Consider the following 19,713-nt stretch of genomic DNA (forward strand, 5'->3'; position numbering starts at 1 on the left):
GGGGTTATTTAGTGATTAGTATAGCTGGGCAGCTTGTGGCGCTAGATAGGTTTGTTGGGGAGTGTGCGGATATCAGCAGGAACCACCCCTTCAAAACCTAAGCTTGATAAATCAAGCCCGTCGACAAAGAGGTCAATAACGCGTACGGGGTTTTCTGCGGTGATGTACTCATCAAGCAGCTCAGGTAATAAAGTACTTTGGGTTCGATCTTGGCCGGTAATGAATCGTCTCATCTTCATAAACATCCGTTAATTAGCGATACTGAATTAACGTTTGAGGGTGCTTGGGTGTTTACAACAACAGGGGAATTAATATGTGTTTTTACACAGCCTCGGCCGTTAGCAGCCAGTTGAGGCTAGCGAATTAAATGAGTGAGACTTTCTCAATGAGGTTATCTCGATCCAGCCTACCTTTAATAATGTCGATGACATACTTAATTACTACTACAAATAGTATTGATCCAGTAACATCTCCACAGAACATGGCGATGAAGTGATTCCAGCGTCCAGAGTCTAGGCCTCTAGCCGCAAACCAAAGTTGATGTATCCCCTAGGATCCAAATTTCAACCCTAAGAAAACTTCAACATCTTCACAGCATATTTTTAGATCGATCTATAAAAGAGCCGCTAAATAGTCTATATGGAGGCGTCCCCCCCCATACCCAGACAAAATTATATTTTGTATAAGACTTCGTTTCTAATCCAAAAGTTGAAATACTCTTCGATATTTAAAAGATCCACTGGAAAGAGTGTTTCCTCAAAGTCCGCACGAAAGCGATGGAGCATTTCAAAAAAACTCATATTAGCCATGGTCTTACCATGGATGTTACGTGAGCCCTTATGTTGATGAATGTAAATAAACATAGCCTCTGCATAATCCAGTTGTTCTTGGGTGGCATCTGACGGCATGAGCAAAACAGAGAGCTTGATCCATTGATCTCCCATGGTCTTAATATGCTCACCACTCATGCGTTTAAAGACATTGACGCTCTGCCCAATATAGTAAATATGTCCGGCGCTATTAAATAAAAAATAAATTGCAGGCACACGTGGTAAGTCTCTTGCTACGCAATACATCAGGCGCGCATCAGGGCGGACAATACCTTTCTTTTTGATTTCAGGAAGGGAAAAGTCCATTAGCTTTTTCTTGGGGATCTTGCGAGCAGCTATCTCTCCAAGGCGTAAATAGTGTTTATCTTGTTTGGTCATTAAATAGTAGGGTGTGTTCATGATTTTTTATCCTGGTAGTTGTGAGTTCAATAGTTGCTCAAAGGCCGATCCATCTTTACGGGTTAGGTTAGGAACGTAACGGGAGTAGGTTGTAAAGAGCATGCGTGTTGAGGTGTGCCCCATTTGACGAGCGATCCACTCTGGGTTTTCACCTGATGCAAGCCAAAGTGTTGCTGCTGTGTGACGAGTTTGATAGGGTCGTCGTCGCTTAATTTTTAATTGGGTTAGTAGGGGATGCCAAATGCGATTAGCAAAGTTGTGACGATTAAAGGGCTTGCCATTAGATGCGCAAAAGACGTATTCCGATTTAATGGCCTCAGTATTTTTTTGCTGTTGGATCAGCGCTGCAATCACAGGGGTGGATAAATCAATCGTGCGTTCTGAGCCCGCTGTTTTCGTGGAATCGAGCTCACCAGCAACCCAGGCCTGATTAATGGTCAGTTGTGCACGATCTAGATCAACGCATTCCCAGGTAAGGCCCAGCAATTCAGAGGTGCGCATGCCAGTAAAAAATGCTGTGGTGAGATAGGGCTTAAATTCCTCAGGAGCGCCTTCGAGTATTTGACCGACCTCCAAAAGGGAGAAGGGCTCAATCTTAGTTTTGGGTATTCGCAAAGGCTTAATGCTTCGAAAGCCCGAGACAAATTCATAGCGATCAGCAGCTTCAGTCAGAATTTGACGCAAAATATTTAAAACCCCATTGATCCGCGTAGCGGATAAGGCTTTCCCGTCTTCATTTGTTTTGGCTAAAACCCCTCGGTAAGAAAGAATATCGGCTTTAGTAATCTCGTGGACACGTCTTCCTCGAAATCGGGGTACCAAGTGCTTCACTAATATGTCTTTAACTTTGCTTTGGGTCGAGCGCTTCCAATCTACCTCGCGCTCGGTAAACCATAGATCAGAAAAATCAGAAAAGCTGGGCATGCCATCAACATTGACGGTGGCTTGTTTTGCTCCAGTCTTGCGCATCTCTTGAGCGGCAGCTTCTGCGCCGGCAACTAATTCATTGGCAGTGGCGGAAGCGATGCTTGGTGCCGCGCTTTCAAATAGATCTGCACGTTTGCTATTGGGGAAGTATTTGCGGTAAGAGAAGGTTTGGCTATCGATTTCCTTTTGGATCGACTTCATTATTGCTTCCAATCTCAATTGATTTACTTTGTTTGCTTTGAGCTTAGTAAGTTCTTTGCAACGAATGCCTCGATATTGAAAGTCAAAGTAGAGCGTTTGGGTTTCTAGGCGAATTCGAATACTAGCCATGGCAAACACCCCCATTGGCCATTGGAATTTCTACGGCTGTTTGTTTGAGGTAGTCCGTTTGGATCGTTTCCCAGATGTACATAACGCGTCTTGATCCTGGCAACCGCACGTAGTGGGTTCCTTCTATGAATACGCGATCTTTGAGGTATTCATTGATGTAGCGAGCCTTATATGGAATATGGGCTGCCAATTCTGCTGCTTTCATGTAGGTGGTCATATTTATTTCCCGAAGTTAACGATGGTTGATATACTGATTTACTGTACGACAGTATTAATATACGTCACTAGGAGTGATTTGTCAACCTGTCTGACATTAAAGATTGAGGATGATGCTAAATGACAACAAATACAGGTAATAAACAATTGGCAGTTCGACTTGAAAAAGAGGTTCTAGTGGCTATCGACAAGAGGCGAATGGAAATTGCTCAACTTGAGGGGATTATTCCAACTCGATCGGATGTGGTTAGGGCCGCATTAGAAAATTACCTTGGAATTAAAGTGGGTGACCAGTAAAAAATTTTCGCCTATATATAAGAGGAAAAATTGACAGAGCGGTGTTCAAATAAAATTCATGAATAAATTTTGGTTTGTCCCGTTTCTGTCCCAAAAGTGTCCCGTTTTTGTCCCATTTTGATTTTTTATGAGTTTTGTGTTTTTAAGTTGCGGCAATGAAAAGTAAATTGAAAGATGAAATTGAATTTATCTATCATGGTATCTAAGCTATATGTGGCATGGCGTAGAAGGGCAAAATTGCATTGCACAAATGAGTTGCGTCAATAGGGTAAAATGACCTGATTAGGCTCGTAGCTCAGCTGGTTAGAGCACCACCTTGACATGGTGGGGGTCGTTGGTTCGAGTCCAATCGAGCCTACCAACGAATAAAGACCCAAAAGTGCGCGGTTGCCGAAAAGCTCCCGCGCTTTCTTTTTGGTGGATGTTATGCAGTAAATCAGTCAATCGGCTGAATCTTAATAAGATGGAGCGGTCATGCTTGTAGTTACCCTGCCAGATGGATCTAAACGTGAGTTTGATGCTCCCGTGCGCGTTCTTGATGTTGCCCAAAGTATTGGTAGTGGTCTTGCTAAGGCTGCTCTTGGTGGCATTGTTGACGGCAAGATGGTTGATGCCAGCTTTGTGATTGATAAAGATAGCCAGCTAGCCATCATCACCGATAAAAGCCCAGAAGCGCTGGAGATTGTGCGTCACTCCACTGCACACTTGTTGGCCTATGCCGTTAAAGAACTCTTTCCAGAAGCGCAAGTCACTATTGGTCCAGTAATCGACAACGGTTTCTATTACGACTTCTCATTTCATCGTGCATTCACACCAGAAGACTTGGTGGCCATTGAAAAGAAAATGGCTGAGTTGGCTAAAAAAGATGAGCCAGTGGTTCGCACAGTAATGCCCCGAGATGAAGCGGTGAAGTTTTTTAAAGACCAAGGCGAAAACTACAAAGCAGAAATCATTGCAAGTATTCCGCAGGGCGAGGATGTGTCTTTGTATGCCGAAGGAAAGTTCACCGACTTATGTCGTGGACCGCACGTGCCATCCACTGGCAAGCTCAAGGTATTTAAGCTTCTGAGCGTTGCTGGCGCTTACTGGCGTGGCGATAGCAAGAACGAGATGCTGCAACGTATCTACGGTACTGCTTGGTTGAAAAAAGAAGATCAAGATGCGCATTTGCATATGCTTGAAGAGGCTGAGAAGCGTGACCACCGTCGCCTTGGTAAGTTCTTAGATTTATTCCACTTTCAACCTGAAGCGCCTGGTTTAATTTTCTGGCATCCAAAAGGCTGGTCTATTTGGCAAGAGGTTGAGCAGTACATGCGCCGCGTTTACCAGCGCGAAGGTTATCAAGAGGTGAAGGCTCCACAAATTCTCGATCGTGGTCTTTGGGAAAAGTCTGGTCACTGGGATAACTACAAAGAAAACATGTTTACGACGGAGTCAGAGAATCGCGCTTATGCATTAAAGCCGATGAACTGCCCAGGACATGTGCAGATTTTTAACTCTGGCTTGCATAGCTATCGTGAGTTGCCATTGCGTTACGGTGAGTTCGGTCAGTGTCACCGTAATGAACCATCGGGTGCCTTGCATGGTTTGATGCGCGTACGTGGCTTTACACAGGATGATGGTCATATTTTCTGTACCGAAGATCAGATTCAAGCTGAAGTGGCTGCTTTTGATAAAGCGGTTCGTGAGGTCTATAAAGATTTTGGTTTTACTGAAGTGGCTGTCAAGCTAGCCTTACGTCCAGCAAAGCGCGTTGGTGATGATGCGATTTGGGACAAAGCTGAAGCCGCTTTACGTGGCGCCTTGACTGCTTCAGGCCAAGAGTGGGAAGAATTGCCAGGCGAGGGCGCTTTTTACGGTCCGAAGATCGAATATCACCTCAAGGACTCCATTGGACGTACTTGGCAGTGCGGCACGATTCAGGTGGATTTCTCGATGCCAGCCCGTTTAGGTGCGGAATACGTTACCGAAGAGAACGCTCGCAAGGCCCCAGTGATGCTTCACAGGGCAATTGTGGGCTCTTTAGAGCGTTTTATCGGCATTTTGATCGAAAACCATGCTGGAAATATGCCAGTTTGGCTTGCCCCAACCCAGGCTGTAGTCCTGAATATCTCAGACAATTCCGCTGCATATGCACAAAAAGTCCAGCAATCTCTGAAAAAACAAGGGTTTAGAGTCGAGTCGGATTTGCGGAATGAGAAAATTACGTATAAAATACGCGAGCACGCATTACAGAAGCTCCCATTTTTGTTAGTTGTAGGGGATAAAGAAGCAGATAGTAATTCGGTGGCCGTTCGTGCCCGTGGCGGAGTGGATCTAGGTGTAATGCCTCTTGATGCCTTCGTTGCCCGACTCCAGCAGGATATTTCCCAGAAAGTCGGACCCGAGCCTAGCTAGGGGTGGAACGGTTTTTATTGTTTTTTTAAAGGAATTAAGAAGATCGCTACTGATAAATCGCAGCGCATAAATCGGGAGATTACTGCTCCTGAAGTGCGTCTGATTGGACTGGATGGAGAACCCATCGGTGTAGTTAAGTTGAGTGAAGCCCTGGCTTTAGCAGAAGAGAAAGAGACCGATTTGGTTGAAATTGCTCCGACGGCTGTGCCACCTGTAGTCCGCATTATGGACTTCGGCAAATTCAAGTACCAAGAAGCCAAACGTTTGCATGAAGCTAAGCTCAAGCAAAAAGTGATTCAGGTGAAGGAAGTGAAATTCCGTCCCGGCACAGATGATGGTGACTATGGTGTGAAGCTACGCAATCTAATCCGCTTTTTGGAAGATGGCGATAAGACAAAGATTACGCTGCGGTTTCGGGGTCGTGAAATGGCCCACCAGGAAATCGGAGTCAGAATGTTGGAACGTTTGAAGTCAGACCTGATTGAGTATGGTCAAGTAGAACAGTTTCCAAAGATGGAAGGTCGCCAGATGGTGATGGTATTGGCCCCCATTCGTAAGGCTAAGTAATAAGCCAAATCGCAAGATTGGGTTTGTTGTTTAAGTAGGGAGGAGTCGTAAGACTCTGGTAGTTAGAAGTGCTTCTAGGTACAGGAAGCGTAACCGTCGGTTACCACCTAAGTTGCACATGCAGAAGAAGGGGTGCTTTATGCCCAAGATGAAGAGCAAGAGTAGCGCTAAAAAGCGCTTCACGGTTCGCGCAGGCGGAACGATCAAACGAGGCCAGGCTTTCAAACGCCACATCCTCACCAAGAAGACCACAAAGAACAAGCGTCATTTGCGTGGTTCCACAGAAGTTGCGAAGGCAGACGTTAAGTCAATTCGCTCCATGCTTCCATACGCTTAACCTCAGACTAGATTAGGAGAAATAAATGCCAAGAGTCAAACGTGGGGTTACAGCAAGAGCCCGTCATAAGAAAATCACCGATGCCGCAACTGGCTATCGTGGACGTCGTAAAAATGTATTCCGTATTGCTAAGCAAGCAGTTATGCGTGCTGGTCAATATGCATACCGCGACCGTCGCAATAAGAAACGTGTATTCCGCGCACTGTGGATTGCTCGTATCAACGCGGCAGTTCGTCAGCATGACATGACCTATAGCGTATTCATGAATGGTATGAAGAAGGCTGCGATCGAACTCGACCGCAAAGTGCTTTCTGATATGGCCATTGCTGACAAAGCGGCTTTCGCTGCTTTGGTTACTCGGATCAAATCCGTAGTAAACGCTGCAGCTTAATTCTTAGTTCACTAAAAAACTAAGCTGCAATGGTTTCTCTCGACCACATTGTCGAGGATGCTAAACGTGATTTCCTCGGAGCTGCCGATGTGGCAGCTCTAGAGGACGCGAAAGCCAAGTATCTCGGTAAGTCAGGTATTCTCACTGAGCGTTTAAAAGCGCTTGGTGGAATGTCGCCTGATGAGCGCAAGAGTGCTGGCGCCCAAATTAATCAAATCAAAACCCAAGTTGAAGCTGCATTACAAGAGCGTCGCCAAGCATTGGCTGATGCGGTATTGCTTCAACGTCTTGCGGCGGAATCCATTGACGTCTCTTTGCCTGGCCGTGGCCAAGCAGTAGGTAGCTTGCATCCAGTGATGCGCACCTGGGAGCGCGTTGAAGAGATCTTCCGCTCGATTGGTTTTGATGTAGCTGATGGTCCTGAAATTGAAACCGATTGGTTTAATTTCACTGCTTTGAATAGTCCCGAGAATCATCCTGCGCGCTCAATGCAGGACACCTTCTATATCGATGGCAAAGATTCCAATGGAAAGCCTTTGCTATTGCGTACCCATACCAGCCCGATTCAGGTTCGTTATGCGAGTGAGCATGTTAAGAAATACGCCCATGCTGATGTGATGCCGCCAATCAAAGTGATTGCCCCAGGCAGAACCTATCGTGTCGATAGCGATGCAACTCACTCACCAATGTTTCACCAGGTTGAGGGTTTATGGATTGCAGAGAGCGTTTCATTTGCTGATCTCAAGGGTGTCTATACCGATTTCTTAAGAACCTTTTTTGAAACGAATGAATTACAAGTTCGTTTCCGTCCATCCTATTTCCCATTTACTGAACCTTCAGCTGAAATCGATATGGCCTTCGGTAGCGGTAAGTTAGCCGGCCGCTGGTTAGAGATTTCTGGAGCAGGCCAGGTTCATCCTAATGTATTGCGCAATATGGGCATTGATCCAGAGCGCTATACCGGTTTTGCTTTTGGCTCTGGCTTAGAGCGCTTGACGATGTTGCGCTATGGCGTAGATGATTTACGTCTTTTCTTTGAGAACGATCTCCGTTTCTTAGCGCAATTTCCGGCTTAATTTGCCAACCTTCTAATAGTAGATAGCGCATATGCAATTTTCTGAATCTTGGTTACGCCAATATGTAAATCCTTCGCTGGATAGCAACGCTTTAGGTCATGCAATGACCATGGCTGGCCTTGAGGTAGAAGAGCAGCATTCTGTAGCGCCCCCATTTACAAAGATTGTTGTTGCACAAATCCTATCTGCTGAACAGCATCCGGATGCAGACCGCTTACGTGTTTGCAAAGTTGATGCTGGCACTGGCCAAGAATTGCAAATTGTTTGCGGAGCACCGAACGCTCGCGCAGGCATCAAAATTCCTTGCGCATTAGTTGGCGCTGAATTGCCGCCAGCAGAAGCGGGTGGCAAGCCTTTCATGATTAAGGTAGGCAAGCTGCGCGGCGTCGAAAGTCAAGGCATGCTGTGCTCTGGTCGTGAGCTTGGTCTTGGTGATGATCACGAAGGTATCCTGGAGTTACCTTTAGATGCACCAGTGGGCGAGGATATTCGTAAATACCTGAGCCTAGATGATCAGATATTTGTCATCAAGCTGACCCCAAATAAAGCAGATTGTTTATCGCTCATGGGTATGGCTCGTGAAGTGTCGGCAATTACGGGTGCTGCATTGTGTGCACCTAAGTGGACTCCTGTAGATGTTGCTATCCAGGACAAGCTCAAAGTTACTATTGAAAACACTGATCTTTGCGGTCGTTTTGCAGGACGTGTGATTCGTGGCGTCAATCCAAAAGCTGAAACACCCGATTGGATCATTCAACGTCTTTGCAATGCCGGCCAAAGAAGTATTTCTCCCTTGGTCGACTTGTCTAACTATGTCATGTTGGAGATGGGTCAACCTACCCATGTATTCGACATTGATAAATTGACTGGTGATATCTCTGTTCGCTGGGCAAAGTCAGGCGAAACTCTTGAGTTATTAAATGGCCAGACAGTTACTCTGCAAGGCCCAGACTCTGCAGGCAGGATGCAGGATGCTGGTGTAGTTGCAGATAAAAATGGCCCAGTGGCCTTAGCTGGAATCATGGGCGGCAATCATTGCGCTGTGACTGACGACACAAAAAATATTTATGTTGAAGCTGCTTATTGGCAGCCTTCAGCAATTCAAGGGCGTGCCCGTCGCTTTAATTTCAGCACGGATGCAGCGCATCGTTTTGAGCGTGGTGTTGATCCACAAAACACAGCCAACTCTTTAGAGTATTTAACGGCTCTCATTGTTGAAGTATGTGGTGGCCAAGTTGGTCCAATTGATGATCAGGTGTTAGCGATTCCAGAGCGCAAGCCAGTAACAATGCGTTTGGCTAGGGCAGAAAAAGTGATTGGCATCCCCCTCACTCAAGAAGTAGTTGCCGATGTATTCAAACGTCTTGGTTTTGAATTCAAACAAGAGGGTGATGTATTTGTTGTTACACCCCCAAGTTATCGTTTTGATATCGAAATCGAGGAAGATCTCATTGAAGAAGTCGCACGCATGTACGGCTTTGAAAATATTCCTGATGTCCCGCCTGTCTCATCCTTAAAGATGAGCGCTAAAGCTGAGGCAAAGCGTGGAGTGCACTTATTGCGTCAACGCTTAGCTCTGCAAGGTTATCAAGAGGCGGTAAATTTTGGTTTTATTGATGTAGAGAGTGAGAAACGTTTAGCTGCCGCTACTGAAAAAGATTTAATTACTGTACTCAATCCAATTGCTAGTCAGTATGGCGTGATGCGTAGCAATCTATGGGGTGGTTTGTTGGGCAACCTCAAGTCCAACCTCAATCGTGGTGCTAGCCGTGTACGTTTATTTGAAACTGGTCGTGTATTCAAGCGTGATGTGAGCACTCAAGAAGAGGCTGGCAAGGTAGCAGGCTTTCATCAGCCTCAGCAAGTTGGTGGTTTGGCTTATGGCTCATTTGTTCCTGAACAGTGGGCAAGCGCAGATCGCGCAGTAGATTTCTTTGACGTGAAGGGCGACCTAGAGCGCGTGCTCGATCCCTTGCATTTCACGACTGAGGCAGCCGTTCATCCTGCACTGCATCCTGGCCGTAGCGCGCAAATTCAATTGGTAACCCCAACTGGTAAACAAAATATCGGCTGGATTGGTGAATTGCATCCTGGACTGCAACAAGCTTACGAGTTAGCTCAGGCGCCCGTTCTGTTTGAGATGGATTTAGAGGCTATTCGTAATCTCGGTATTCCACAGCCGGAAGAGTTAAGTAAGTTTCCTGCAGTGCAGCGTGATTTGGCGGTAGTAGTGAAGCAGGCAGTCTCATCGCAAGCCTTATTAGATGCAATGAACGCAAAGAAGCAGAACTTTGTTAAAGCGATTGAGTTATTTGATGAGTTCAAGCCAAAAGCTGGTTCAAGCAGCATGGCTGATGATGAGAAGAGCTTGGCTTTCCGAGTAACCTTGTTGAATCCGCAAGAAACCCTGCAGGATGCGCAAATTGAAGCGGTGATGACAGCTTTATTGGCTGCACTTGAGAAAAATTGCGCAGCCCGTCTGCGCTAGGTTTAATATTAGTAAAAGATATTACAAAGAGACTTCCGCCATGAATGATTTAGTTAGCAACGATACCGTTACCAAGAATGAGCTCTCGGAGGCTCTCTTTGATCAAGTTGGCCTGAATAAGCGGGAAGCTAAAGACATGATTGATGCCTTCTTTGATCGCATTGGACGGTCTTTAGGGGCAGGGGTTGAGGTGAAGATTTCTGGTTTTGGTAATTTCCAATTACGTAATAAATCAGCCCGCCCTGGTCGTAACCCTAAAACTGGTGAAATGATTCCTATTGCAGCGCGTCGCGTAGTTACATTTCACGCAAGTCAAAAGCTCAAGGATGTAGTTGAGTCACATGCTCGAGAAAACAGTATTTGATGCTGGGTCGGCGCTGCTCAGTTCTCAGCTCCCCCCAATACCCGCTAAGCGTTATTTCACCATTGGTGAGGTATCAGACCTTTGCGGCGTTCGTTCCCACGTATTGCGCTATTGGGAGCAGGAGTTCTCACAGCTAAGTCCTCAAAAGCGTCGCGGTAATCGTCGTTACTATCAGCATCATGAAGTTGTTTTAATCCGCAAGATTAGGGCACTTCTGTATGAAGAAGGTTTTACGATCAGCGGCGCCAGAAATCGCCTAGATGAGGCGCGTGGTGAGCTTCGCTTGCGCGATGAATTGCAGGCCGTTCTGCAAATTCTCTCGAAATAGTTACTGATACAATTTTGTTTCTCGTCGGGGCGTAGCGCAGCCTGGTAGCGTACATGCATGGGGTGCATGTGGTCGGAGGTTCAAATCCTCTCGCCCCGACCATTCACTCAATTTCAAAATTGCTATGACATCCAGCTCAAACAACATTACTTATTTTGGTTTAACTATTCCTTTTTTGGCCCACTTGGGAGTTGTGCCTGAGTATGCTGAAGGGGGTAAATCACGCATTAGTTTGGTGATTAAGCCCGAGTTTGAGAATAGCTTTCATATTGCCCATGGCGGAGTTGTGATGACTCTTTTGGACTTTGCTATGGGGGCAGCAGCACGGAGCACTGTTGATCAGCCTCTTGGTGCTATGACCATTGATATGAGCGTCAGCTTTCTACGCCCTAGTGTTGGCAAGATCGTAGTGGAGGGTAGCGTCCTGAAATCCGGTAAAACGATTAATTATTGCGAGGCCGTAGTTTTAAATGAGGCTGGTGAAGTTACTGCTAAATCTAGCGGTACATTTATGCTCAGAAGATAGTCAATAAATACCCATAATCAATATAGTATTTATAATGATTATGTCGTTTATATAATGAAAAGGCCTTAAAACCCTTATTTATCATAGGATATAAAGCATATTTAAATATATATCCTGAATTATTAATCCCTCTATATAATGGTCGTTCAGGAATAACTAATTCTTTTTTATTCCATAAAACTAATATTCGGAGAAATTAATACATGTCTTCTTATAAAGAACTTTTAGCCCAACGTGAATTGTTGGATAAACAGATTAAAGAAGCAGTTTTGCGTGAAAAAGCTGACGGTATCGCTAAAGCCAAACTCATTATTGAGCAATATGGCCTAACGGCTTCAGATTTATTCAGCCGTAAGGCTGGCGCACGTAGCTCTAGCGGTAAGGTGGCTCCTAAGTATCGCAATCCTGCAACTGGTGACACTTGGACCGGTCGTGGCAAGGCTCCAAAATGGATTGAAGGTAGAGATCGTAGTAACTTCTTAATCTAAGATACTGATCTAAATAGATTTAATTAAAAAAGGCTGCTCAGTGTAAATTGAGCAGCCTTTAATTTTTTGGCGCTTGTGATGTAGGTCCTATGCACATTTCCTGTTTAAGGCCTGTATAAATAGCGGCTCCAAAAGTTCATGCCGATTTTGGCCGGGACTGGCTTCAAGCTCTGGATTGGTAGCCGGATAGCCAATAATGAGGGGATTTTGGTCAATGAGGCCATTTTGGAGCTCTTCCTGGAGGATTTCTGGGTACTGTGATCTCACCCCGACAGTATTTTCATCTGCAAGTCCCATTACCCCAGGATGAAGTCGAATAAATCCTTCATCAACTAAAATAGGAATGCGCTGCGTGTCCTTGTTTTTACTCAGATAATGGATCAAATGCACTTGCTCAACTGGCGGTATTAGGGCATCCAAAAATATCAAGTCCGGAGTGATGGAAACAGCCTTCATTAGGCCTTCAAGGCTATCTACAGAAACCTCCATATCCACCTTTAACTGCCAGCATTGAATGGATTCGAGTAATTCATGACTATTTTCAGCTCTCCTGAATATGCCCATTGCAATACAGTTTTGAGTGGTTTTTTGGCGCATAGCCCTTTTACGGCGGGCAAGCTGCTGATCTAGCGAGCTAGCCAAAATACGGCGATGACCACCCCGAGTCTTCCAGGCGATTAATTCACCTAATTCAACCATTTTCTGGACTGTGCCAAGTGACACTTGTAATACTTTGGCGCTTTGACGGGTGCTTAGATATTCCAAATCTGGGGTAATCGCTTTCATATGTCCTTAATCTCATTAATTCATTTGAAGATTTAGAGAATACGAATCAATTTCAAGAGAATCTGTCAGGGATGGTTTAAATCAAGGTAGGAAACTTCTTATTCATGACCTATATAGGGAAATACCCCCTGAAGCTCCAAAATCAGGGAAAGCCCTTTATGGATCAATGGGTAATCGTGTTAAATTAACGGTGTTGTAACAGTATTCGCACAGATCAATTCGTAAAGCGGTTTAGCCGTAGAGCGAATGGTTTTAACCACAGTTTTTATTCGGGAAACCCGATGAAAGGTGAGCATCATGATGCAGGATCAAAGAGATAATTCCTATCTCTTCGGCGGAAACGCCCCCTACGTAGAGGAACTCTACGAATCCTACTTGCACGATCCAGCTTCTGTAGCTGATCATTGGCGAGATTATTTTGATAATGTGAAGCAAATTCCAGCGGTCGATGGTTCGTCTAGAACTGATATTGCCCATGGACCTATTGTTGCTTCCTTTGCTGAGCGCGCGAAGCAAGGCCCTATTCGCACAGTGTCCGCTGATTCAGCTGACTCTGAGATGGGTCGCAAGCGTGTAGCTGTTCAGCAGTTGATTGCCGCGTATCGCAACGTTGGTAATCGCTGGGCTGATATTGATCCGTTGAAACGCACAGAGCGTCCGGATATTCCTGAATTAGATCCAGCCTTTTATGGCTTTACCGATGGCGATATGGATATCGTCTTTAATACCAGCAATACATTCTTCGGTAAGAATGAAATGACCTTGCGTGATTTATTGCAAGCGTTACGCGAAACGTATTGCGGCACTTTGGGTGCCGAGTACATGTTTATTGCTGATCAAAAGATTAAAAAGTGGTGGCAAGAGAAGTTAGAGTCCATCCGCTCAACTCCGCATTTCAATGTGGACCAAAAGCGTCAAATTCTCGATCGTGTTACTGCGGCCGAAGGTTTGGAGCGTTATCTCCAGGCTAAGTATGTTGGTCAAAAGCGTTTCTCACTTGAGGGTGGTGAAAGCTTCATCGCCTGTATGGATGAGTTGATCCGTGAGGCTGGTGCCAAGGGTGTTCAAGAGATTGTGATTGGTATGGCCCACCGCGGTCGTCTCAACGTGTTGGTTAATACCTTGGGCAAGATGCCTACGGATTTATTTGCTGAGTTTGAGCACAAGGGTCCAGAAACATTGCCTGCAGGTGACGTGAAGTATCACCAAGGTTTCTCTAGCGATATTTCGACTCCAGCTGGCCCGGTACATTTGTCATTGGCGTTTAATCCATCCCATCTAGAAATCGTGAACCCAGTAGTTGAAGGTTCAGCACGTGCTCGTATGGAGCGTCGTGGTGATTTGCTGGGCGAACAAGTAATGCCTGTATTGGTACACGGTGATGCTGCGATTGCAGGTCAGGGCGTAATGCAAGAGACCTTAGCAATGGCGGAAGTTCGTGGCTACTCAACTGGCGGCACGATTCACATTGTGATCAATAACCAAATTGGTTTCACGACATCCGATCCTCGCGACTTGCGTTCAAGCTTGTATTGCACCGACATCATGAAAGTGATTGATGCACCGGTATTACATGTGAACGGTGATGATCCCGAGGCCGTAGTGTTGGCAACGAAGTTGGCTGTTGAGTTCCGTAGCCAGTTCCATAAAGATGTAGCGATTGATATCGTTTGCTTCAGAAAACTGGGTCATAACGAGCAAGACACACCAGCAATGACGCAGCCATTGATGTACAAAATCATTGCAGCGCATCCTGGTACGCGTAAGCACTATGCCGATAAGTTAGAGGCTCAAGGCGTTTTGCCTGCCGGTACTGGTGATTTGATGGTCAAAGAATACCGCGCTGCAATGGATGCCGGTAAACAAACTTCTGATCCAGTATTAAGTAACTTCAAAGGTAAGTTTGCCGTAGATTGGTCACCATTCTTGAATAAGAAGTGGACTGATGAAGCGGACACGGCTATTCCATTAACTGAATGGAAGCGCTTAGCTGAAAAGATTTCAACTATTCCCGAAGACTTTAAGGCGCATCCACTGGTAGCTAAGGTCTATAACGACCGGGCTGCTATGGGTCGCGGCGAAACCAATATCGACTGGGGTATGGGCGAGCACATGGCTTTCGCATCCTTGGTGGCAAGTGGCTATCCAGTGCGTTTGTCTGGCGAGGATAGCGGTCGCGGCACCTTTACGCACCGTCACGCTGTGTTGCATAACCAGAATCGTGAGAAGTGGGATACAGGTACCTATATTGCACTTCAGCACGTTGCTAAAGATCAAGCTCCATTCTTGGTAATTGATTCCATCTTGTCGGAAGAGGCTGTACTTGGTTTTGAATATGGTTACGCAGCGGCTGAGCCTAATACCTTGACTATTTGGGAAGCTCAGTTCGGCGACTTTGCCAATGGCGCTCAAGTGGTGATCGATCAATTTATCGCTTCAGGCGAAGTGAAGTGGGGCCGTGCAAATGGTCTAGTCATGATGTTGCCGCATGGTTATGAAGGTCAAGGACCGGAGCATTCATCTGCACGTCTAGAGCGCTTCATGCAGTTGTGTGCTGATACCAATATGCAGGTCATTCAGCCAACTACTGCTGCGCAGATCTTCCACGTATTGCGCCGTCAGATGATTCGTCAGTTCCGCAAGCCGCTGATCTTGATGACGCCAAAATCATTGTTGCGTAATAAAGAAGCTGCCTCACCATTAACTGAATTCACTAAGGGTGGTTTCCAAACCATTCTTCCAGAGCGTGATGACAGTATCGATGGCAAGAAGGTGACTCGCTTAGTAATGTGTTCCGGTAAGGTTTATTACGATCTAGCTAAAACACGTACCGAGAAAAAACTTGAAGATGTGGCGATTATTCGTTTGGAACAGCTCTATCCGTTCCCACATAAAGCATTGACTGCTGAGTTGAAGAAGTATCCGAACCTACAAGAGGTTGTGTGGTGTCAGGATGAGCCACAAAACCAAGGTGCCTGGTTCTTTGTTCAGCACAATATTTTGGAGAACATGTCTGAAGGTATGAAGTTGGGATATGCGGGTCGTCCAGCATCAGCTTCACCAGCATGTGGATATGCTCATCTCCATCAAGAACAACAGAAGTCTCTCCTTACAGCAGCATTCGCAAAACTAAAGGGTTATGTCATTACGAAGTAATCGTAGACATCACTCAATATACAAACACTAAATAGGATTAATCATGGCTATTTTTGAAGTTAAAGTTCCCCAACTCTCCGAGTCAGTAGCAGAAGCTACTTTGTTGCAATGGAAAAAGAAAGTCGGCGATGCCGTCGGTCAAGATGAGATCTTGATTGAAATTGAAACTGACAAAGTGGTGTTAGAAGTTCCAGCTCCATCCGCTGGCGTTCTCACCGAGATCGTAGTTGCTGACGGCGGCACTGTTGTTGCCGAGCAGTTGATTGCGAAAATTGACAGCACTGCTGTTGCATCTGCCGCTCCTGCAGCTGCTGCACCAGCACCGGCACCCGCAGCAGCTCCAGCTGCCGCACCTGCTAAAGCTGCACCAGCCGCTAAATCATCTGGCGCTGCCGCTGCACCTTCCGCTGCAAAAATCCTCGCAGAGAAAAATATCGATGCTGGTCAAGTTGCTGGTTCTGGACGCGATGGCCGTATTACCAAGGGTGACGCATTAAATGCTACTGCCGGTGGTACAAAATCTGCTGCATTACCAAGTGCACCGATTCCAATGGGTGATCGTCCAGAAGAGCGTGTACCAATGAGCCGCTTGCGTGCTCGTATTGCTGAGCGCTTGCTTGAGTCACAGGCAAACAACGCCATCTTGACTACTTTCAATGAAGTCAACATGGCTCCAGTAATCGCCATGCGTAACAAGTACAAAGATCAGTTTGAAAAAGTTCATGGCGTGAAGTTGGGCTTCATGTCTTTCTTCGTTAAAGCTGCTACTCATGCTTTGAAGAAATTCCCGTTGTTGAATGCCTCTGTTGATGGCAATGACATCGTGTATCACGGTTACTTTGATATTGGTATTGCGGTAAGTTCACCACGTGGCTTGGTTGTTCCTATTCTGCGTGACGTTGATCAAATGAACTTGGCTGACATCGAGAAGAAGATTGCTGAGTTTGGCGTTAAGGCTCGCGAAGGTAAGTTGTCATTAGAGGACTTAACTGGCGGTACATTCTCCATCTCTAACGGTGGCGTATTTGGCTCTATGCTTTCTACTCCAATTATTAATCCTCCACAGTCTGCAATCTTGGGGATTCATGCAACTAAAGAGCGTGCAGTGGTTGAGAACGGTCAAATCGTGATTCGTCCAATTAACTACCTAGCTTTATCATATGACCATCGCATCATTGACGGTCGTGAGGCAGTTCTGGGTTTAGTTGCTATGAAGGATGCATTGGAAGATCCTTCACGTCTCCTCCTTGATTTGTAAGAGGGAAGAACATGAGCCAATCATTTGACGTATTAGTAATCGGCGGTGGCCCTGGTGGCTACATCGCCGCGATTCGTGCAGCGCAGTTAGGTTTTAAAGTTGCTTGTGCTGAGTCGAACTCTTACGACGATCCAAAAGGCGAGCCACGCTTAGGCGGCACTTGCTTGAACGTCGGCTGCATTCCTTCTAAAGCTTTGCTTGCATCTTCTGAAGAATTTGAGAAGATTAGTCATCACGTTGCTGACCATGGGATCACTGTAGGATCAGTGAAGTTGGACTCTGGCAAGATGATTGCTCGTAAAGATGCCATCGTGACCAAGATGACTGCAGGTATTCAATTCTTGTTCCGTAAGAACAAAATTACTTTGTTAAAAGGTCATGCTTCTTTTGAAGGTAAGGGTGCCGATGGCTATCAAGTCAAGATTGACGGTAAAGACAAAGAAGTAGTCACTGCTAAAAATGTGATTATTGCTACTGGCTCTAAAGCACGTCACCTACCAGGCATTCCTGTCGATAACGTTTTAATTAGCGATAACGAAGGTGGTCTGAAGTTTGATTCTATTCCGAAGAAGCTGGGCGTCATTGGTGCCGGTGTAATCGGTCTGGAGTTAGGTTCTGTTTGGCGCCGCGTTGGTTCTGATGTAACTATTCTTGAAGCGCTCCCATCTTTCTTGGGCGCATGTGATCAAGGTATTGCTAAAGAAGCACAAAAGATCTTCACCAAGCAAGGCCTCAAAATTAATATGGGTGTCAAGATTGGTGAGGTAAAGGCTGATAAAAAAGGCGTAGTTGTTAACTACACTGATAGTGAAGGCAAGGCTCAGAAATTAGAGTGCGACCGTCTAATCGTTTCAGTTGGCCGCGTTCCCAATACTGAAAAATTGGGTCTCGATAAGATTGGCCTCAAAGTGGATGAGCGTGGCTTCATTCCAATTGATGATCACACTTGCGCTACAGCAGCTCCTGGCGTTTACGCCGTTGGTGACGTTGTACGTGGACCGATGCTGGCCCATAAAGCAGAAGATGAAGGCGTGCTTGTTGCCGAAACGATTGCTGGTCAAAAACCGCATATCGATTACAACTGCATTCCTTGGGTAATCTACACAGATCCTGAAATTGCTTGGGTTGGTAAAACTGAAGAGCAGCTAAAACAGGCTGGCATTGCTTATAAAGCAGGTCAGTTCCCATTTGCTGCTAACGGTCGTGCATTGGGCATGGATCGTGCTGATGGCTTTGTCAAAGTATTGGCCGATGAAAAAACTGATGAAATCTTAGGCGTTCATATTATTGGACCAAATGCTTCAGACTTAATTGCAGAAGCAGCGGTAGCGATGGAGTTCAAAGCTGCAGCTGAAGATATTGCTCGTATCTGTCATCCACACCCAAGCTTATCGGAAGTGGTTCGCGAGGCAGCATTAGCGACGGATAAACGTGCATTAAACATGTAATTGAAAGCATTAGAGTATTACCATCAAGAGTTAAAGGCGCGCGGGTATCAAAGTGATCCCGCGCAGCTTGCTGCTATTGAGCGCTTGCAGCGCTGTGAAGATGAGTGGATTGCTTACAAAGAAATTCGTAGCAATGGCTTAAAAAAGAAACTCTTTAAACCGAAACTTCCCCGTGGCGTGTATTTATGGGGTGGAGTAGGTCGTGGCAAATCCTTTCTCATGGATTGCTTCTATGCAGCTTCCCCCTTAGAAAAAAAGATTCGCATTCATTTTCATGAGTTCATGCGAGAGGTGCATCGCGAGCTTCATGAGCTCTCCGGCATGGCCGATCCATTAGATGAGCTTTCTAAAAGAATTGCTAAGAGATATCGACTGATTTGTTTTGATGAGTTCCACATCAATGACATTGCCGATGCAATGATTTTGTATCGCCTGTTGAGCGCGCTCTTTGAGGATCGCGTCCAATTTGTGATGACCTCGAATTATCAGCCTAGCCAGCTTTATCCAAATGGCTTACACCGCGATCGTTTATTGCCAGCAATCAAATTATTGGAAGAGCAGCTTGATGTAATGAATGTTGATGCTGGCAATGACTATCGCCGTGTACAGATGGCTCAAGTTGAGGCTTACCTGACACCGGTTAATGCAGAGACCCATACTGTATTAATGCAGATGTTCAAAACCTTAATAGGTAATCAAAAAGAAACTACCAAACCCGTTCTTCGCATTGAGTCTCGAGAATTAAGGCCTTTGCACATGGCCGAGGGTGTAGTTTGGTTTGACTTTCAGACCCTCTGTTGTGGCCCAAGGTCGCAAAACGACTATTTAGAGATTGCGAACCAGTTTCATACGGTCATTTTGTCGGGAGTGCCTTATATGCCTCCCAGAATGACCAATGAAGCACGCCGCTTTATTTGGCTAATTGACGTCTTATATGACCATAAAATCAAATTAATCATCTCTGCAGAGGTCCCAGCGGTAGATTTGTACACTGAGGGCCAAATTACCAGTGAGTTCTCCAGGACGGTTTCTCGCCTAATTGAGATGCAGTCTCGTGATTACCTAGATGCACCTCGCCGGGTAATTGACACCAGCTTGACCTAA

At 45.8% G+C, this 19,713-nt stretch carries 19 protein-coding genes, 2 tRNA genes and 1 pseudogene; 17 read left to right on the forward strand and 5 right to left on the reverse strand.

Annotated features, from left to right (window positions below; translation table 11 throughout):
* Positions 1 to 71 precede the first annotated feature (71 nt).
* The 4 genes and pseudogenes from A2X74_RS07850 to A2X74_RS07865 form a co-directional block, all read right to left on the reverse strand.
* Positions 72 to 233 (reverse strand): annotated as a pseudogene (locus tag A2X74_RS07850) (IS5/IS1182 family transposase); the annotation flags it as partial.
* A gap of 438 nt (positions 234 to 671) precedes the next feature.
* Positions 672 to 1,229, reverse strand: a complete 558-nt coding sequence (locus A2X74_RS07855) for a GIY-YIG nuclease family protein (protein ID WP_293624871.1) — start codon at positions 1,227 to 1,229, stop codon at positions 672 to 674.
* A gap of 6 nt (positions 1,230 to 1,235) precedes the next feature.
* Positions 1,236 to 2,486 (reverse strand): tyrosine-type recombinase/integrase, encoded by a 1,251-nt coding sequence (locus A2X74_RS07860; protein ID WP_293624873.1) that lies wholly within the window; start codon positions 2,484 to 2,486, stop codon positions 1,236 to 1,238.
* Positions 2,479 to 2,703, reverse strand: a complete 225-nt coding sequence (locus A2X74_RS07865) for a hypothetical protein (RefSeq protein WP_293624875.1) — start codon at positions 2,701 to 2,703, stop codon at positions 2,479 to 2,481. Before A2X74_RS07865 ends, A2X74_RS07860 begins: the two co-directional genes overlap by 8 nt.
* A 119-nt stretch (positions 2,704 to 2,822) precedes the next feature.
* Here A2X74_RS07865 and A2X74_RS07870 point away from each other — a divergent pair, with 119 nt between their 5' ends.
* The 13 genes from A2X74_RS07870 to A2X74_RS07930 all read left to right on the forward strand — a co-directional run bounded on the left by A2X74_RS07870 (position 2,823) and on the right by A2X74_RS07930 (position 11,961).
* Positions 2,823 to 2,999: a hypothetical protein gene (locus A2X74_RS07870; RefSeq protein ID WP_293624877.1), complete on the forward strand. Its 177-nt coding sequence runs from the start codon at positions 2,823 to 2,825 to the stop codon at positions 2,997 to 2,999.
* A 284-nt stretch (positions 3,000 to 3,283) separates the two neighbouring features.
* Positions 3,284 to 3,360 (forward strand) — tRNA-Val (locus A2X74_RS07875).
* Between the two features lie 113 nt (positions 3,361 to 3,473).
* Complete coding sequence (gene thrS / locus A2X74_RS07880; protein ID WP_293624879.1) at positions 3,474 to 5,396, forward strand: threonine--tRNA ligase; 1,923 nt, start codon at positions 3,474 to 3,476, stop codon at positions 5,394 to 5,396.
* 42 nt (positions 5,397 to 5,438) lie between these two features.
* Complete coding sequence (gene infC, locus A2X74_RS07885; RefSeq protein ID WP_215387895.1) at positions 5,439 to 5,963, forward strand: translation initiation factor IF-3; 525 nt, start codon at positions 5,439 to 5,441, stop codon at positions 5,961 to 5,963.
* 139 nt (positions 5,964 to 6,102) lie between these two features.
* Positions 6,103 to 6,300 (forward strand): 50S ribosomal protein L35, encoded by a 198-nt coding sequence (rpmI, locus tag A2X74_RS07890; RefSeq protein ID WP_011902674.1) that lies wholly within the window; start codon positions 6,103 to 6,105, stop codon positions 6,298 to 6,300.
* Between the two features lie 25 nt (positions 6,301 to 6,325).
* The gene (gene rplT / locus A2X74_RS07895; RefSeq protein WP_011902675.1) at positions 6,326 to 6,691 is read left to right on the forward strand and encodes a 50S ribosomal protein L20; all 366 of its coding nucleotides are present in this window, start codon (positions 6,326 to 6,328) and stop codon (positions 6,689 to 6,691) included.
* A 29-nt stretch (positions 6,692 to 6,720) separates the two neighbouring features.
* Positions 6,721 to 7,767: a phenylalanine--tRNA ligase subunit alpha gene (gene pheS / locus A2X74_RS07900; RefSeq protein ID WP_293624920.1), complete on the forward strand. Its 1,047-nt coding sequence runs from the start codon at positions 6,721 to 6,723 to the stop codon at positions 7,765 to 7,767.
* A 31-nt stretch (positions 7,768 to 7,798) separates the two neighbouring features.
* Positions 7,799 to 10,255 (forward strand): phenylalanine--tRNA ligase subunit beta, encoded by a 2,457-nt coding sequence (gene pheT, locus A2X74_RS07905; protein WP_293624922.1) that lies wholly within the window; start codon positions 7,799 to 7,801, stop codon positions 10,253 to 10,255.
* A 40-nt stretch (positions 10,256 to 10,295) separates the two neighbouring features.
* Complete coding sequence (locus A2X74_RS07910; RefSeq protein WP_293624924.1) at positions 10,296 to 10,619, forward strand: integration host factor subunit alpha; 324 nt, start codon at positions 10,296 to 10,298, stop codon at positions 10,617 to 10,619.
* Complete coding sequence (locus tag A2X74_RS07915; RefSeq protein ID WP_293624926.1) at positions 10,597 to 10,947, forward strand: MerR family transcriptional regulator; 351 nt, start codon at positions 10,597 to 10,599, stop codon at positions 10,945 to 10,947. The genes A2X74_RS07910 and A2X74_RS07915 overlap by 23 nt, the downstream gene beginning before the upstream one ends.
* 25 nt (positions 10,948 to 10,972) lie before the next feature.
* Positions 10,973 to 11,049: transfer RNA gene (locus tag A2X74_RS07920), tRNA-Pro, on the forward strand.
* 22 nt (positions 11,050 to 11,071) lie between these two features.
* A complete protein-coding gene (locus A2X74_RS07925) occupies positions 11,072 to 11,473 on the forward strand; it encodes a PaaI family thioesterase (RefSeq protein WP_293626610.1) in 402 nt (133 codons plus the stop codon).
* Positions 11,474 to 11,676: 203 nt separating this feature from the next.
* A complete protein-coding gene (locus tag A2X74_RS07930; RefSeq protein WP_293626605.1) occupies positions 11,677 to 11,961 on the forward strand; it encodes an H-NS histone family protein in 285 nt (94 codons plus the stop codon).
* 87 nt (positions 11,962 to 12,048) lie between these two features.
* On the opposite strand, the gene A2X74_RS07935 is transcribed toward A2X74_RS07930, so the two are convergent.
* The gene (locus A2X74_RS07935) at positions 12,049 to 12,747 is read right to left on the reverse strand and encodes an excisionase family DNA-binding protein (RefSeq protein WP_293626603.1); all 699 of its coding nucleotides are present in this window, start codon (positions 12,745 to 12,747) and stop codon (positions 12,049 to 12,051) included.
* Between the two features lie 297 nt (positions 12,748 to 13,044).
* On the opposite strand from A2X74_RS07935, the gene A2X74_RS07940 reads away from it, so the two are divergent.
* The 4 genes from A2X74_RS07940 to zapE are packed head-to-tail and all read left to right on the forward strand — an operon-like array spanning position 13,045 to position 19,713.
* Positions 13,045 to 15,903, forward strand: coding sequence for a 2-oxoglutarate dehydrogenase E1 component (locus tag A2X74_RS07940; RefSeq protein WP_293626601.1), 2,859 nt, complete (start codon positions 13,045 to 13,047; stop codon positions 15,901 to 15,903).
* A 43-nt stretch (positions 15,904 to 15,946) separates the two neighbouring features.
* Positions 15,947 to 17,161 carry a 2-oxoglutarate dehydrogenase complex dihydrolipoyllysine-residue succinyltransferase gene (gene odhB / locus A2X74_RS07945; RefSeq protein ID WP_293626599.1) on the forward strand — a complete coding sequence of 405 codons (1,215 nt, stop codon included), beginning with the start codon at positions 15,947 to 15,949 and terminating at the stop codon, positions 17,159 to 17,161.
* Between the two features lie 11 nt (positions 17,162 to 17,172).
* Positions 17,173 to 18,609 carry a dihydrolipoyl dehydrogenase gene (gene lpdA, locus A2X74_RS07950; protein ID WP_293626597.1) on the forward strand — a complete coding sequence of 479 codons (1,437 nt, stop codon included), beginning with the start codon at positions 17,173 to 17,175 and terminating at the stop codon, positions 18,607 to 18,609.
* Complete coding sequence (gene zapE / locus A2X74_RS07955) at positions 18,610 to 19,713, forward strand: cell division protein ZapE (protein WP_293626595.1); 1,104 nt, start codon at positions 18,610 to 18,612, stop codon at positions 19,711 to 19,713.

Origin of the sequence: Polynucleobacter sp. GWA2_45_21 (genome assembly GCF_001830325.1) — a bacterium.
In the GTDB taxonomy this organism is placed as follows: Bacteria; Pseudomonadota; Gammaproteobacteria; order Burkholderiales; family Burkholderiaceae; genus Polynucleobacter.